Source organism: Blautia schinkii (assembly GCF_013304825.1).
GTDB classification, from domain to species: domain Bacteria; phylum Bacillota; class Clostridia; order Lachnospirales; family Lachnospiraceae; genus Blautia_A; species Blautia_A schinkii_B.
Window position 1 is genome coordinate 1 of the sequence record NZ_JAAWUO010000010.1, and the last position, 14,840, is coordinate 14,840.

Sequence of the window (14,840 nt, forward strand, 5' to 3'; positions counted from 1 at the left end):
CACCAACAAGCTAATCCAACGCGGGTCCATCTTATACCACCGGAGTTTTTCACACGGAGCCATGCAGCTCTGTGCGCTTATGCGGTATTAGCAGCCATTTCTGACTGTTATCCCCCTGTATAAGGCAGGTTACCCACGCGTTACTCACCCGTCCGCCACTAGAAAAATCTATATCGACCGAAGTTTCAATAAAATAATTCCCGTTCGACTTGCATGTGTTAAGCACGCCGCCAGCGTTCATCCTGAGCCAGGATCAAACTCTCTGATAAAATGTTTGATTCATTTACTCAAGACAACCGTTTGGCTATCTCTCGTTTTTACTGCTTTTGGTTTGTTCAAACCGTTCTTTAAATAAATGTAAAGAAATTTTCGAGAATCGTATGTGTTTCACTGTTTAGTTATCAAGGTTTGTTGTGTCTGTCTCTCAGACAGCTCGTTTATTCTATCTCATCTCTTTTCGTTTGTCAAGCACTTTTTTAAGTTTTTTTCAAACATTTTTGAGTTAAGATTTTGTTGTCGTTTCGTTGACGACTTGGATACTTTATCATATCTTCTGTCTTTTGTCAACAACTTTTTTATTTTTTCTGAAAGATGATATTGTTATCATTTTTTCAAAAACAATTTGTTCCCAACAACTCTGTTAGGATATCATCTTTTCAAATAGCTGTCAACATATTTTTTACTAAAAATCCATTTTTTTCCAAAAAATGTGTTTTTCAGCCAAAAACCGCACTCCGCAGGCACGATTTTCCCGGAAATCCGGTAGGATCATGTCTGCAGAATGCGGTTTATTCCTGCAAAGATTCGTATAAAGATATTTTTGTCGTAGAGAAAGTTTAATACTGTATCTCCTCTGATCAGCCTTAACCCTTCCTGTCCTATTTTCGTATTGCAGAGTATTGTCACTACAAGCATTGCCACCCATATGAAAATAATACATTTTCCTCCGCCAACCAATGCTCCTGCCATTTTATTTATCCCACACAGCACCGGAAGTCTCGCCAGAAGATCCAGTGCATAAGCAAACACATGAATCAGCACCGATGCCAGTATATAAGACACCAGAAAAGAAAGACAGTTCACCGCTATGTTAGCAAGATAATGCGAAACATACTCTCCGAATGTATTTACCGCAAGGGACTGATACACTGCTGCCGTATTATTATCTGCAATTCCGTTCTGCAGCAATCCAGGAAGATTCATACCGCTGATCAGTTCATTCTGCTGTTCTCCGTCCACTACAGTCTCCCCATCTGTCAGAGATTCCACAAAAGCTCCACTGACATCCTGGATCTTTTCATAAACAGATGTATTTTCCCGGATAAACGTATTCACATATGGGTTGATCAGCCATACCACCACAACAGACAACAGAACGAGTACCACCGACACTACTTCCTTTATGAAGCCGCGCCTGTATCCGTCAACCATGGAAAAGGCAAGCAGTACAAGCACAGCCAGTCCAAGCCATGTCCAGCTCATATCTGCCTCCTTAACTGAATTTGATAGTGCTAACTCCGTTGTCCATCACCATAAGATACTTATTCCAGCCGATCTTGAAGAAATCTCGGATCGTTCCATCCACACTTCCCATATATTTCTGCACGCCGCGACTGTTCATCACGCAGATCTGAGAACTGTTGTACATGATTATGTTACCATCGCTCATTTTGATGGTGCTGTATGCAACATTAAAATTCTTCCGGAATTTTAACTGACCGTTCATGCTATAGACTTCCATTGTATATTCACTATCTTTACTATTGTTCTTAAATACCAGTCCGATCCTCTGATCATCAAAAAATGTGCTTACGATCTCCTGTTTTACATTGATAGTTTTTACCTCTTTGGGAATCTGATTTCCCTGATAAGTAGAAAATCCATCATCCCGCAGAGCAATGTACTGACTTTCACTGATGCATTCAACCTGCGGAATCACCACATTTTCATAAGTGTAACCGCTCACGATCCTATCATCCTCGTTCTGTCCTACATCTCCATAATTATAAAAAGCAACATAGCTGGTAGTCTTGCTTCCATCTACATACTGGAATGTTACCATCATCACGCCATTATCAGAAACAGCAACATCCATCGGATATCCCGGATCATCTATCTTCGTAAGGTTTTCTGCTACCAGGCTTCCGTCTGAATTGTAAAAATTGATCCAGGTATTTTCATCATTGTCAAGGATCGCGGCTACCATTCCATTGGCTGCAACACGCACTTTTACAATGGAATAGGATGTTGTAACAGTTCCTGTAACACCTTTCTTATCGCAGATATAAAGAGATGTTCCCTCACTGTCTGCAATAACTGCCCTGCTTCCGTTAACATCTGCAATAGGATTCTGCATGGTATAGGTTTCATTCCACACTGTATTCATACTGCTGTCAACCACAGACACTCCATCCGGACTGTATCTCAGGATATCACCATCCATCTCTACATATTGAGTAGAAACAACATCTTCCTGTTCACTGGTATTCAGCACTTTATAACTATGGTAGCTCCGCTTCTCAACATAGAGAAAAACGAGGCATACTGCCGCTATCACCGCCACAACTGTGATCGCTTTTTTTCCTCTACCTGAAATCCTGCGGCGATGCGAATTCTTTCCACGGTAAACACTGCTTCTGTCAGCCTGTTCCTGAGCCAGCCTGGCTTTCTGCTTTATCAGCTTTTTACGCTTTTGTTTCTTTTGAAGTTTTTTTATGATATTCACAACTGTATCCCTTACCTTATCATTGATTGTAAACTGGTTTTCCAGTTATTATAGCACATTCAGTCAGGGTAAAACAATTACCTGCCCGGGATAAATAATTTCGTCAGCAGAAATTCCGTTCAATTTGCAGATTTCCTCCATAGCTCCCGCGTTTCCATAGCATCGCAGACTGATCTGGTACAAAGTATCTCCTGGCCGTATCACATATGTCGAATGTGTATTCTCTGCTGATGCTGCTGTTTCTGCTGTCTGCCGGGTATTCTGCTGTGCATTCTGATCTTTATCTGTGTCTTTGTCTTCATTTATATTTTTCTCAGATTTCTTCTCCGGGTAACTTTTCTGATTTTTTTTCGCTCCTGAACTTCTTGAATTATCCTCTGCAGATTTCTGAGCCTTTTCTGTTACAGATGGTGCCGGTGTCCGTGTAATATCATTTTTTCCGGCATCAGCAGGTGTCTCCGCGGCAGCCGGCCTGTCATCTTTCAGGGTTACTGCGGCAGTTATCGGTACGATCGATACTGACTTTTCCGGTACAGGAGCCACCTCGCCGGCAGGCTTTTCATCTGTACTGTTTTGTACTGCCACAGTTACTTCCGGTGTCTCCTGTGCGATCACTGCAGACGCAGTTGCAGCATCTTCCGGAATCCCGGAGCTGTTCTGCCGGTTCTGAAAAAATGCCACTCCGGTTGCCAGCACTGCCAGGGCCAGACACACCGTCGCTGCATAAGAAAAAACGGAAGTCTTTTCCTCCTCCCGTTCCTCCGGCTTTTTGCTGTCTATGATCTTGCGAAAATTCCGGACAGCTTTATCCTCTACTTTCTCAGATGTTTCCGGTCCGGCGTTCTGATTTCTTTCGATCATATACGTCTGCATCTGAGAATTTTTTTCATAATAAATGTAATAGCCCTCTACCTTCACCATCGTTCCGCCATCATAACGGAAAAATGCCTCATCACGTTCCACCGGTTCCATCAGTATCAGGATCTTTTCCCCTCCAAAATACCTTAAATGTGTTTTCACCAGCAGATCCGTGATCTCCACAGCCGACTGATGCTGTGCAAAGAACCATCCAACAATTTCCTGATCCGGAAAATATTTTTCTTTGTTTTCCTGCAGTCTCTGCCATATCTCTTCTGAAAAATCAATATGTTCCACCGTGGCTTCCATCTCGTCTGCAGCCAGTGCTCCTTTTACAAAAACACAGATCATATCCTCTGTCCATTTGATCTCACCTGTGAGAATAGCTACTTTTCCCTGCTCTTTCTCCTCTTCCGACAGCCGCTTCAGAAATGTATATACATAATCCTCCACATAAATTCTGTAATTTCCGTTGGCAAGTCCGATCTGCCGGACGTTTCTCGGCATGGAAAAAGTTTCCTGCACTCCATCCTGCTCTGCTGTTTCCTCCTTATAAATGACCTCTATCATCTTATATCACCCCTTCAGATAACAGCATAGCACAGGAAAAACGCGGAATTTATCATAATGTAAGATGCTTTTCCCATAATTTACCGACAGATTCTGCAACGTGCATATTTTTTCCATTTTCGGGATAAGATGAAGGGAAAAGAAAAGAATCGAGGTTCCCCATGGCTTTTTACATTGATTCAAATAAAACCGGTTCTTCCGGAGAAATTGCATATCTTTTAAAAAAATGCATTCTTCACTGTCCAAAAAAATGGACTGAGATTGTTTTTTTATGCATTGGCAGTGACCGGATCACCGGCGATTGCTTAGGCCCATATATAGGACACCTGCTTCACCCCCACGAAAGTCCGCGGATCTTTGTCTACGGAACGCTCTCCGACCCGGTACATGCCCTGAATCTGGAAAAATGCTCCAGGCTTATCGGACAGCTCCACCCTCATGCCCTGGTCATTGCTATCGATGCTTCTCTTGGACAAAAAAAGCACCTGGGCTATGTGACCATTGGAAATGGTGCACTGTACCCAGGTGCTGGTGTTCAGAAAAACCTTCCGCCTGTTGGAGATATCCACATCACAGGCATTGTGAACATTGCCGGAATGCTGGAACATCTCACTCTGCAGACAACACGGCTCTCCACCGTAGTAGCACTGGCAGATGCCATTGCCGAAGGAATTTTAAAGATCCTTCCCGCAGAGACAGATATAATCTCCTGTTGATTTACAAAGCGGAGCTTCTCATTCCGCTTTCGCTACATGTATAAAATCACTTCGCGATTTTATGCAAAGTCTTTAATCTGGCTGTAGATGCCATCTGCATCAAGACCATATTTATGAAGAAGCTCTGCTGCCGGACCGGACTCACCGAATACATCATGGATTCCGATACGTTTAACCGGTACAGGAGCCTTCTCAGCCAGGCACTCGCAGACAGCTCCGCCAAGACCGCCAATGATGGAGTGCTCCTCAACAGTTACAACCTTGCCTGTTTCTTTGGCAGCTGCAACAACAAGCTCCTCATCAAGAGGTTTAATGGTGTGGATATTGATAACTTTTGCATCGATTCCGTCTGCTGCAAGCTTCTCAGCTGCCTCAAGAGCAGGAGCAACGCAAAGTCCGTTTGCGATGATGGTAAGATCTTTTCCCTCGCGGAGAACGATACCTTTACCAAGCTCAAATTTATAATCTGGTCTGTCATTGATAACCGGAACTGCAAGACGTCCAAATCTCATGTATACCGGTCCCTGATGCTCATAAGCGGCCTCAACCATAGCCTTAGCCTCGATATCATCAGACGGGCTTGCAACAACCATTCCAGGAATTACTCTCATAAGTGCAAAGTCCTCAAGGCACTGATGTGTGGCACCGTCCTCACCTACGGAAATACCGCCATGAGTTGCTCCGATCTTTACATTAAGCTTCGGATATCCGATGGAGTTGCGAACCTGCTCATAAGCACGTCCGGCTGCAAACATAGCAAATGTACTTGCAAAAGGAACCTTGCCTGTGGAAGCAATTCCTGCCGCAATACCCATCATATTGCACTCTGCGATACCGCAGTCAATGTGACGCTCCGGAAATTCTTTCTTGAACATACCTGTCTGTGTAGCTGCAGCAAGGTCAGCGTCCAGAACGATAAGATTCTCGTGTTTTTTACCTAATTCTACAAGGGCACTGCCGTAGCTTGCTCTTGTTGCGATTTTCTTTACTTCTGACATAACGCTTCACCTACCTTCTCCAGATCTTCCATTGCCTGTGCATACTGCTCGTCATTCGGAGCCTTTCCGTGCCAGCCTACTGCGTTTTCCATGTAGGAAACGCCCTTGCCTTTTACGGTCTTCATGATGATAGCTGTGGGCATACCTTTGGTAGCTCTTGCCTCATCAAAAGCAGCTTTCAGCTGATCCATATCGTTGCCGTCAGCAACATTGATCACATGGAAATTGAAAGCTTCGAATTTCTTGTCAATCGGGTACGGGGAGCATACATCTGCAATATCACCGTCGATCTGAAGTCCGTTATTGTCCACGATCACAACCAGGTTGTCCAGTTTACGGAATCCTGCAAACATAGCAGCCTCCCATACCTGTCCTTCCTCAATCTCACCATCTCCAAGCAATGTATATACACGATAATCATCATTGCTCAGTTTAGCGGAAAGAGCCATACCTACTGCTGCAGAGATCCCCTGTCCAAGGGAACCGCTTGACATATCAACGCCCGGGATATGTTTCATATCCGGATGTCCCTGAAGGTAGGAACCAAGATGACGAAGTGTTTTCAGGTCTTCTTTCGGGAAGTATCCTCTCTCTGCAAGTACAGAGTAAAGTCCTGGTGCTGTATGTCCTTTAGAAAGAACAAAACGGTCACGGTCTGCTTTCTTAGGATCCTTCGGGTCGATGTTCATCTCCTCGAAATATAAGTAAGTAAACACATCTGCTGCAGAAAGGGATCCACCCGGATGTCCGGCCTTTGCTGCATGGACTGCTGTTACGATATCCTTGCGGACTTCGTTGGCAACTTTCTGAAGTTCTAACTTATCCATGTTATAAATGTCTCCTTTTTTGGTGCTCCGGTCATGCCGGAGTGTTTATATATAAAAGAGCTTCCAGTTAATTACTCACCGAATACTGCTTTGTAGTCAGCCTGGAATTTAGCGATACCGGCATCTGTCAGCGGATGATGTGTCATCTGCTCAATTACCTTGAACGGTACAGTAGCGATGTCAGCACCTGCAAGTGCACATGCTGTTACGTGCATTGGATGACGAACACTTGCTGCAATGATCTCTGTCGGGATATCTGCAACCGCAAACATCTCAGCGATCTGCTGGATCAGCTCAACACCATCTGTAGAAATGTCGTCCAGTCTTCCAAGGAACGGAGATACATATGTAGCACCTGCTCTTGCTGCAAGAAGTGCCTGGTTAGCGGAAAAGATCAGAGTAACGTTTGTCTTGATTCCCTCAGAAGAAAGTACTTTAACCGCTTTCAGTCCTTCTGTTGTCATCGGAATCTTAACAACCATGTTCGGATGGATCGCTGCGATCTCACGTCCCTCACGGATCATGCCCTCAGCATCTGTTGTTGTAGCTTTAACCTCACCGCTGATCGGTCCGTCAACGATAGTTGTGATCTCTTTGATTACTTCGTTGAAGTCTCTTCCCTCTTTTGCAATAAGGGACGGGTTGGTTGTAACACCACAAATAACTCCCATGTCATTAGCTTCTCTGATATCCTCTACTTTAGCTGTGTCGATAAAAAATTTCATTGTTTTTTCCTCCTGTTTACGTTCGTTCTTTTTCTTGATGATTTCATTATAACAAACTCATTGTGAGGGTCAAGGCTCTTATTTTTTATTAATAAATATTTTATTAATAAAGTTATGTTTTATTAACAGAGCCTGTCAATTTTTTCACCCATAACAGCTTACATTCATTTTCCAAAACCTCACACATTGCTGTAAATATCGGTTTTTTTAACTTTTACAATTAAATGTACTTGCGGAAGTCTCTCTATATATTATTATTAATAATTTATGCGCCATTATTTATTTTTCTGACGGCAGACCTATCTCAATCCACCTTTGCATACCCCGTTGTCCGGCGCATGATCAGCTTCGGAGTATACTCAATATTGTAAAGACTTGCAGGTCTTTCATCAAAATAAAATTTATCATTCATATCAATCTTCCGGATAACGATATCGCAGGCATCACGGCCTTTCAGCGCAACAAAATGATCGATAGTCGTCAGCGAAATTCTTTGGATACCGGAATAAAAAATATTATCACAGCCGATAACAGAAACATCTTTTGGCACATGAAGGCGCATCTCACGGAGCGCATCAATGGCTCCGATGGCCATCATATCATTCTGGCCTGCAATCGCTGTGAATTTTTTTCCTTCATTGAGAAGTTCCATGGTCAGATCATATCCCATGGCATACTCGGAATCCATACGGGGGATCTTTCTGTCATTGGATTCATCTGCCGCCTTGATGATCACATGATCTTTTTTTCCTTCTTTCTCGAATTCGCGTACAAAGCCTTCTACTCTTTTGGAGCGCTGCCACTGCCGTTTGGTAAGAGGCGGCGTGATAAAAGCCACGTCTGTATGTCCAAGATCCAGAAGATGTCTGGCCATCATTTTTCCCACTACGGAATTATCCTGATTAATGGCATCCACTGTGGTAGTTTTTTCTTTATTGCTGATGATGACCAAAGGGGTCTCTTTTGCAATCTTTTCCACCTGATGCTGAAAATCAGGATGAGGATTGCAGGTATAGATGATCCCACAGGGCTGCATGGTCTGCATCATCCGGAGATATTTCTCTTCCAGTCCGGCATCTCTCTGGGTATTGCAGATAAACACTCCGTAGCCCTGTTCATTTGCCACGGCTTCAATACCCTGAAGGAGCAGTACATAGTAGGGGCTTGTGAGCGTAGGACAGAAAACAACGATCAGTTTTTCTTTCGGGCTGTCTTTCCGCTTCCGGCGCCCCGGCAGCTCATAGCCCAGATCTCTTGCCGCCTGCTCTACACGTTCCACCGTTTCCCTGGAAAAAGAAACATTATATTTCCGGTTCAGGACCATGGATACGGTTGCCTGGGAAACCCCGGCACGCGCTGCCACGTCTGAAGAAGTTGTTTTCTTTTTAGCCACCGTCTCACCTCCTCCGGCACGAAAATACCGCCTCAGTCAGTCGTATATTCGGATTCCTCATTCGTTTAAAGTTCCACTCTTCCCTCAAGTGCACGGAGAAGTGTCACTTCATCAATGTATTCCAGGTCGCCGCCCACCGGAACTCCACTGGCAATACGGCTGACCTTGATCCCTGTGGGCTTGATCAGCTTACTGATATACATCGCTGTTGTCTCGCCTTCAAGACTTGAGTTGGTCGCCACGATCACTTCCTTTACATCTCCCTGAAGACGTGTCATCAGCTCTTTCAGCTTGATATCATCCGGTCCGATTCCCAGCATCGGGGAGATCGCACCATGAAGCACATGGTAAACACCGTCAAATTTTCCGGTTTTTTCGTAGGCTGCCAGATCTCTTGTGTTCTCAACTACCATGATGGTGCTGTGATCACGTTTCGGATTGGCACAGATGGGACAAAGTTCCTGATCTGTCAGTGTGTAGCAGCATTTGCAGTACTGAACATTCTGCCTTGCATCCGTGATGGAAGAAGTCAGCTGCTCCACCTGGTCTTTCGGCATGTTCATGATATGAAACGCAAGACGCTGTGCGGATTTGGCTCCGATTCCCGGAAGATGGGATAGCTGCTCAATAAGTTTATTGATATGGCTGCTGTAATATTCCATCAGAAAGGAAGGCCTCCGCCCAGTCCTCCAAGACCACCTGTAAGTTTAGACATAACTGCCGCAGACTCAGACTCAACCTGACGAAGAGCTTCGTTGGTTGCTGCTGCAATCATATCCTCAAGCATCTCGATATCATCCGGATCTACAGCTTCCTCGGAAAGTGTAACTTTTGTTACTTCACGTTTTCCGGAAACAGTAACGGAAACAGCTCCGCCGCCTACTGTTGCTGTGAATTCTTTTTCCTCGAGAGCCTTCTGGTTCTCTTCCATCTGGCGCTGCATTTTCTGCGCCTGCTTCATTAGATTGTTCATATTCCCCGGCATACCCATACCTGGGAATCCACCTCTTTTTGCCATAAAAAAGTCCTCCTGATTTTTTTAATTTATACTTCGTCGTCCGGGTCTTCTTCCACTACGATATCCATATGGATGTTCTCCCGGAGTGCATCGTCTACTGTGATCTGTGCGAGATTGGTATGCTGATGTTTATTGGCTACCAGCATATGTATCTCAACTTTTTTCCCTGTGCGGGCTGCGATAATGTCCTGAAGCTCCTGCTGGGCTTCCGGATTATCCACATAATTCTGTCCCAGAAAATCCTGAAATTCCACAAAAAGTACGGGATCTCCGGTCTCTCCGTTATACTTGGGGATTGCTCTCTGCAGTGACTGTTTAAAAAGTCCTGTTGTCTGCCCCACAATGGCACGCCATCCTGCAACGATCTTCTGAAGATCCTCCGGTGCTGCTTTCTGTGGTGCCGGCTGCTGACTCTGCACTGCACTGCCTGCTGCCATTCCCGGTTCCTGTGCTGCTCCGTCACCGCCATCGCGGACGATCACCTGCTGAACAGGACGTTCTTCGATCTGTTTCTCCAGAACACGGATACGGTCCAGAACGGAGTCCAGATTGGTCTCCATAGCCGGCCTGCAAAGCTTGATCAGTGCGATCTCCACCAGTACTCTCTTCTGACTTGCAAAACGGATCTGGTTTGACAGATCAGAAAAAATACGGATATACCGCATCAGTGTCTCCACATCTGTCATCTCACTCTCTTCCTTAAGAAGCTTCAGATTTTCAGAAGAAACATCGATCGCATCTTCCGGATTCCCGGAAGTTTTTACAAGGAGGAGATTACGCATATACCAGGTAAAATCCGTCACAAACTGTCCAAGCTCACGACCTCCTGTGATCAGATCCTCCAGCACATGGATGGAACCTGTCACATCTCCTCCGAGAACTTTTCGGAGAAGCTTGCTGAATACCTCGGTATCTACAGCTCCCAGTACATCCAGGACTTTATCATAGGTAAGAACCTGTCCCAGATAAAAAGAGATGCACTGATCCAGAAGACTTAAGGCATCTCGCATGGAACCGTCGCCTTTTTTTGCCACATAGCGCACTGCCTTCTCCTCTGCTTCCACCCCCTCTGCTTTCAGAAGTTCGGAAAGCCTGGCTGCTATGGTGTCAATAGAAATCCTATGGAAATCATAACGCTGACATCTGGATAAAATGGTGATCGGGATCTTATGTGCTTCTGTTGTCGCAAGAATAAAAATAACATAGGAGGGCGGCTCTTCCAGTGTTTTCAGAAGAGCGTTAAATGCTCCTGTTGAGAGCATATGCACCTCGTCGATGATGTAAACCTTGTATTTCCCCTCTGTAGGACGGTAGGCTACCTCCTCGCGGATCTCACGGATGTTGTCAACACCATTGTTGGATGCGGCATCAATCTCGATCACATTCATAGCGGTTCCTGCCTGGATGGCCTTGCACATGGCACATTCATTGCAGGGACTGCCATTTACAGGATGTTCGCAGTTTACTGCCTTCGCTAGGATCTTCGCAACCGTAGTCTTACCGGTACCTCTGGTTCCGCAGAACAGGTATGCGTGTCCAATACGGTTGGCCTTGATCTGGTTGGTCAGTGTTGTCACGATATGATCCTGGCCTTTTACATCGTCGAAATTATCAGGACGAAATTTACGGTAAAGAGCAGTATAACTCATAAAACACTCCTTCTCTTCGCCACAGTCGCCGCGGAAAGACTTCCGCGGCGGCCATATGACTTATAATTAATCACCAAAACTGATTCCAATCTGTTTGGCTGCTTTTACAAGCTGATCTTTCGGTGATACCATCTTCAGCTTGCCTGCACATTCAGCAAGAGGAACACGTTTGATCTTTCCGTTGATAACACCGATCATGATACCATATTCCTCATCCATGATAGCCTGTGCTGCGCCTGCACCGATCCTTGTAGAAAGAACGCGGTCATATGCACATGGTTCTCCGCCTCGCTGCATATGTCCCGGAACTGTGATACGTACCTCACTTCCGGTTACTGCCTGGATCTGATCTGCGATCTCATAGGATACAGACGGATATTTCTTCACTCTCTCTGTCAGTTTCTCTTTGTATTTCTTCTTCGGAAGCTCCGCATCTTCTTTGGAAATGGCTCCCTCAGCTACTGCAAGAATGGTAAAACGCTTGCCTGCCTTGTTGCGTTTCTGGATAGCTTCTGCAACCTTGTTGATATCGTATGGGATCTCCGGGATCAGGATAACGTCTGCGCCACCTGCAACACCAGCATTCAGTGTAAGGCTTCCTACCTTGTGTCCCATGATCTCAACGATAAATACGCGTCCGTGGGATGCTGCTGTTGTATGGATGCAGTCAATGGCATTGGTTGCAATCTCCAGTGCACTCTGGAAACCGAATGTCATGTCTGTGCCCCAGATATCGTTATCAATGGTCTTCGGAAGATGGATGATATTCAGTCCCTCTTCACGGAGAAGATTGGCTGTTTTCTGTGTGCCGTTTCCACCGAGGATCACGAGACAGTCGAGACAGAGCTTATAATAAGTCTGTTTCATGGCCTCAACCTTATCCAGCCCCTTCTCATCCGGTACACGCATCAGTTTAAACGGCTGTCTGGATGTTCCCAGGATGGTACCGCCCTGTGTCAGGATTCCGGAAAAATCCTTAGCTGTGAGCATACGGTATTTCCCGTAGATCAGTCCCTTGTAGCCATCATCAAATCCGTATACCTCGAGGTTCTCAACGCTGTTGCTCAGTCCTTTTACAACGCCTCTCATGGTCGCATTCAGTGCCTGACAGTCACCGCCGCTTGTCAGCAGGCCGATTCTTTTAATCATAGCGTCCTCCATTCTGTGCTCTCTTATGTGCACATTTTATTTGTTGCTGTCCGTTACAGTAAACCGGCATTTCTGCGGATCTTTTCCTGCAAAACAGCTCCATTGCTTTCTCTTCTTACAGAGCTTTACACATTATAATATTATAAAGCATTTTCAGTCCGCATACAATAGCCAAAAAAGCCTGGAAATACAGAGTATATTTGTTGACTTTATTTGCTTCCGGTCGTAAAATATAGCTATCAGTAAGTTTTGCAGGTTTACCATTTTTTATCAAAATTTATCTCAGAGGAAGGAGAAATTGTATGAAAAATATTTTCAAGAAATTATCCTGCGCTTTACTGGCTGCAGCTATGATCTGCGCCATCACACCATTTACTGCAAGTGCAGATTCCAGTTTCGTTCCACCGAAGACTCAGGTTTCCTACATGGGTGCCAAATCAAACTATTATGCATATGGTGTTATCCAGCTTTACAATGTTCCAAGTAAATCAAGCATTTCAAAATCCAACATTAAGGTTATTTCCGGAAAGTCTGTCGTTTCCCTTGAAAGCCTTACCAAAGATGTATCCAGCGGCCGTACCGAATACTTCGCAAAAGGAGCTAAAGCTTATTCCTATTCTAACCACACTTACAGAATCGGTTACAATATGCTCAAGACCGGAACTGCCAAGATTCAGTACAAGGTTGGACGCAAAACCTACTCCACCACAGTAAAGGTTCTTCCATACACCAACCCGCTCAAGAGCCTTACCGTAACAGGCGTTGGAAATCTTGCATCAAGATTCAGCAAAAACAGCTCTGCTTCCAACCTTCGGATCAAAAAAGCTCAAAGCAACGCCCTTATCAAATGTACTGCTGCAAGCGGCTGGAAGATCGAGTCTATTTATTACTACAACAAAAAAACTGGTATTTCCCGCAATATTTACAGCAACAAAGGTGTTTCTTCCGTTACTCTTCACGCCGGAACTCTCGCAGCAAAACAGACTGGCTATATTTCAGTTAATCTGACCAATACCAAGACCGGTGGTTCACAGAACTGCTATATTGATCTCAGCTGATCCTGTCATCCTTACAAAACCTGCACATTTATACTGAATCTGTATTTTTTTCAGGAGCTCCCCTCTTAGCGACGGGGAGCTCCTTTTTTATTTTTTTCCATGTATCGCGCCTTGACAAATCCGGTTTAAGAGTCTATAATTAAATTCCGCGCAGCCGGGGAGATAGCGGTGCCCTGTACCTGCAATCCGCTACAGCAGGGGTGATGCCAATCTGAGGCTTGTATCTTGTGGAGCAGCCCTCTATAAGTGGCGTTGACGTTTGGGTCTTACGCAACAGGAATCTGTGAACCGTGTCAGGGCAGGAATGCAGCAGCACTAAGCAGAAGCTCTTGTGTGCCGTGAGGGTGCCTGGGCTGAGTTAACTGTAGAGGTAACGTCTGTGAGACCATTCCGAGGTGCGGCGCGCGTAAATAAAGATTATAATGATCTCTATATAAACAGCATTCCCGCCGGGTTCGTCATTTATGACTGATCCGGCGGGATTTTTTATTTGCCTCTTCAAAAATCATGCATACAAAAACCGCCGTATACTTCTGATATCATACGGCGGTTTTCTGCATACATGATAAGTCTTACTGGATCAAGCAAATATTTGCAGCTAAATCCAGGAACTTCCTTAATTTGGTTAATTATTTACAATAGCCAGCAACTACCTGGTTGATCAGCTTGCCGTCCGCCTTGCCTTTCAGGTCGCCCATGACTGCTTTCATGATCTGGCCCTTGTTTCCTGTTGCAAGAACATCTGCAAATTTCTCTTCGATATAAGCTTTGATCTCAGCTTCATCCATCTGCTTCGGAGCATATTTTGCAATGATGTCATATCTTGCCTGATACTCTTCTTTCAGGTCTGTACGGTCTGCAGGGCATGTATCGATCTGCTCTTTGGCTGTCTTCAGCTCTTTCAGGATAACTCTGTCTACCAGATCACCCTTGATGTCATCACGGCATCCCTCATCAATGGCAACTTTCTTCACTGCTGCGATCAATGCAGAAACTGCTTCCTTAGTTACCTTATCCTTAGCCTTCATTGCTGCTACCATATCTTTTCTTAAAACTTCAAGTTCCATTATGTGATCCTCCATTTCTGCTGCTCCAATCCGGACAGCTCTCGTTTTATCTGAATGAAACCCCTTTCTCCGGAATCTCATTTATGA

Annotated in this window: 13 protein-coding genes, 1 rRNA gene, 1 other RNA gene and 1 pseudogene; 3 read left to right on the forward strand and 13 right to left on the reverse strand. The window is 44.9% G+C overall.

All coding sequences use genetic code 11. The annotated features are described in order from the left end of the window. From HFM85_RS08735 to HFM85_RS08750, 4 genes are all read right to left on the reverse strand, one after another. A 16S ribosomal RNA gene (locus tag HFM85_RS08735) occupies positions 1 to 269 on the reverse strand; the annotation flags it as partial. A gap of 499 nt (positions 270 to 768) precedes the next feature. Continuing rightward, a complete protein-coding gene (locus tag HFM85_RS08740; RefSeq protein WP_173737854.1) occupies positions 769 to 1,482 on the reverse strand; it encodes a CvpA family protein in 714 nt (237 codons plus the stop codon). Between the two features lie 10 nt (positions 1,483 to 1,492). Beyond that, complete coding sequence (locus tag HFM85_RS08745; RefSeq protein ID WP_330594812.1) at positions 1,493 to 2,725, reverse strand: DUF5711 family protein; 1,233 nt, start codon at positions 2,723 to 2,725, stop codon at positions 1,493 to 1,495. Positions 2,726 to 2,788: 63 nt separating this feature from the next. Further along, on the reverse strand, positions 2,789 to 4,153 hold the full coding sequence (locus HFM85_RS08750) for a LysM peptidoglycan-binding domain-containing protein (protein WP_173737855.1): 1,365 nt from the start codon (positions 4,151 to 4,153) through the stop codon (positions 2,789 to 2,791). Positions 4,154 to 4,314: 161 nt separating this feature from the next. On the opposite strand from HFM85_RS08750, the gene yyaC reads away from it, so the two are divergent. Then, positions 4,315 to 4,869 (forward strand): spore protease YyaC, encoded by a 555-nt coding sequence (gene yyaC / locus HFM85_RS08755; protein ID WP_173737856.1) that lies wholly within the window; start codon positions 4,315 to 4,317, stop codon positions 4,867 to 4,869. 59 nt (positions 4,870 to 4,928) lie between these two features. Here yyaC and HFM85_RS08760 read toward each other — a convergent pair whose 3' ends face one another. The 8 genes and pseudogenes from HFM85_RS08760 to HFM85_RS08795 all read right to left on the reverse strand — a co-directional run bounded on the left by HFM85_RS08760 (position 4,929) and on the right by HFM85_RS08795 (position 12,628). Beyond that, positions 4,929 to 5,867 (reverse strand): transketolase family protein, encoded by a 939-nt coding sequence (locus tag HFM85_RS08760; RefSeq protein WP_173737857.1) that lies wholly within the window; start codon positions 5,865 to 5,867, stop codon positions 4,929 to 4,931. Then, a pseudogene (locus HFM85_RS08765) lies at positions 5,855 to 6,712 on the reverse strand (transketolase); the annotation flags it as partial. The gene HFM85_RS08760 and the pseudogene HFM85_RS08765, both read right to left, overlap by 13 nt. Positions 6,713 to 6,765: 53 nt before the next feature. Further along, positions 6,766 to 7,419 (reverse strand): fructose-6-phosphate aldolase, encoded by a 654-nt coding sequence (gene fsa / locus HFM85_RS08770; RefSeq protein WP_015525668.1) that lies wholly within the window; start codon positions 7,417 to 7,419, stop codon positions 6,766 to 6,768. 304 nt (positions 7,420 to 7,723) lie between these two features. Further along, the gene (locus HFM85_RS08775; protein ID WP_173737858.1) at positions 7,724 to 8,812 is read right to left on the reverse strand and encodes a substrate-binding domain-containing protein; all 1,089 of its coding nucleotides are present in this window, start codon (positions 8,810 to 8,812) and stop codon (positions 7,724 to 7,726) included. Positions 8,813 to 8,877: 65 nt separating this feature from the next. Next, complete coding sequence (gene recR / locus HFM85_RS08780) at positions 8,878 to 9,474, reverse strand: recombination mediator RecR (protein ID WP_173737859.1); 597 nt, start codon at positions 9,472 to 9,474, stop codon at positions 8,878 to 8,880. Next, positions 9,474 to 9,830 (reverse strand): YbaB/EbfC family nucleoid-associated protein, encoded by a 357-nt coding sequence (locus HFM85_RS08785; protein WP_173737860.1) that lies wholly within the window; start codon positions 9,828 to 9,830, stop codon positions 9,474 to 9,476. Before HFM85_RS08785 ends, recR begins: the two co-directional genes overlap by 1 nt. Before the next feature lie 26 nt (positions 9,831 to 9,856). Beyond that, positions 9,857 to 11,479 (reverse strand): DNA polymerase III subunit gamma/tau, encoded by a 1,623-nt coding sequence (gene dnaX, locus HFM85_RS08790; protein ID WP_173737861.1) that lies wholly within the window; start codon positions 11,477 to 11,479, stop codon positions 9,857 to 9,859. Positions 11,480 to 11,545: 66 nt separating this feature from the next. Beyond that, entirely contained in the window at positions 11,546 to 12,628 is a 1,083-nt protein-coding gene (locus HFM85_RS08795) for a 6-phosphofructokinase (RefSeq protein ID WP_119240660.1), read from the reverse strand. A gap of 302 nt (positions 12,629 to 12,930) precedes the next feature. Here HFM85_RS08795 and HFM85_RS08800 point away from each other — a divergent pair, with 302 nt between their 5' ends. Together HFM85_RS08800 and ffs are read left to right on the forward strand one after the other, a co-directional pair. Further along, complete coding sequence (locus HFM85_RS08800; protein WP_173737862.1) at positions 12,931 to 13,686, forward strand: hypothetical protein; 756 nt, start codon at positions 12,931 to 12,933, stop codon at positions 13,684 to 13,686. Positions 13,687 to 13,832: 146 nt separating this feature from the next. Continuing rightward, an RNA gene (gene ffs / locus HFM85_RS08805) (signal recognition particle sRNA large type) lies at positions 13,833 to 14,094 on the forward strand. 221 nt (positions 14,095 to 14,315) lie between these two features. Here ffs and HFM85_RS08810 read toward each other — a convergent pair. Then, positions 14,316 to 14,753 carry a GatB/YqeY domain-containing protein gene (locus HFM85_RS08810; protein ID WP_173737863.1) on the reverse strand — a complete coding sequence of 146 codons (438 nt, stop codon included), beginning with the start codon at positions 14,751 to 14,753 and terminating at the stop codon, positions 14,316 to 14,318. Positions 14,754 to 14,840 lie beyond the last annotated feature (87 nt).

What these genes read in the sequence shown, in the direction of transcription:
- HFM85_RS08740 (WP_173737854.1), bottom strand. Translation starts at nt 1,482, where the DNA reads ATGAGCTGGACATGGCTTGGACTGGCTGTGCTTGTACTGCTTGCCTTT.
- HFM85_RS08750 (WP_173737855.1), bottom strand. Translation starts at nt 4,153, where the DNA reads ATGATAGAGGTCATTTATAAGGAGGAAACAGCAGAGCAGGATGGAGTG.
- yyaC (WP_173737856.1), top strand. Translation starts at nt 4,315, where the DNA reads ATGGCTTTTTACATTGATTCAAATAAAACCGGTTCTTCCGGAGAAATT.
- HFM85_RS08760 (WP_173737857.1), bottom strand. Translation starts at nt 5,867, where the DNA reads ATGTCAGAAGTAAAGAAAATCGCAACAAGAGCAAGCTACGGCAGTGCC.
- fsa (WP_015525668.1), bottom strand. Translation starts at nt 7,419, where the DNA reads ATGAAATTTTTTATCGACACAGCTAAAGTAGAGGATATCAGAGAAGCT.
- recR (WP_173737859.1), bottom strand. Translation starts at nt 9,474, where the DNA reads ATGGAATATTACAGCAGCCATATCAATAAACTTATTGAGCAGCTATCC.
- HFM85_RS08785 (WP_173737860.1), bottom strand. Translation starts at nt 9,830, where the DNA reads ATGGCAAAAAGAGGTGGATTCCCAGGTATGGGTATGCCGGGGAATATG.
- dnaX (WP_173737861.1), bottom strand. Translation starts at nt 11,479, where the DNA reads ATGAGTTATACTGCTCTTTACCGTAAATTTCGTCCTGATAATTTCGAC.
- HFM85_RS08795 (WP_119240660.1), bottom strand. Translation starts at nt 12,628, where the DNA reads ATGATTAAAAGAATCGGCCTGCTGACAAGCGGCGGTGACTGTCAGGCA.
- HFM85_RS08800 (WP_173737862.1), top strand. Translation starts at nt 12,931, where the DNA reads ATGAAAAATATTTTCAAGAAATTATCCTGCGCTTTACTGGCTGCAGCT.
- HFM85_RS08810 (WP_173737863.1), bottom strand. Translation starts at nt 14,753, where the DNA reads ATGGAACTTGAAGTTTTAAGAAAAGATATGGTAGCAGCAATGAAGGCT.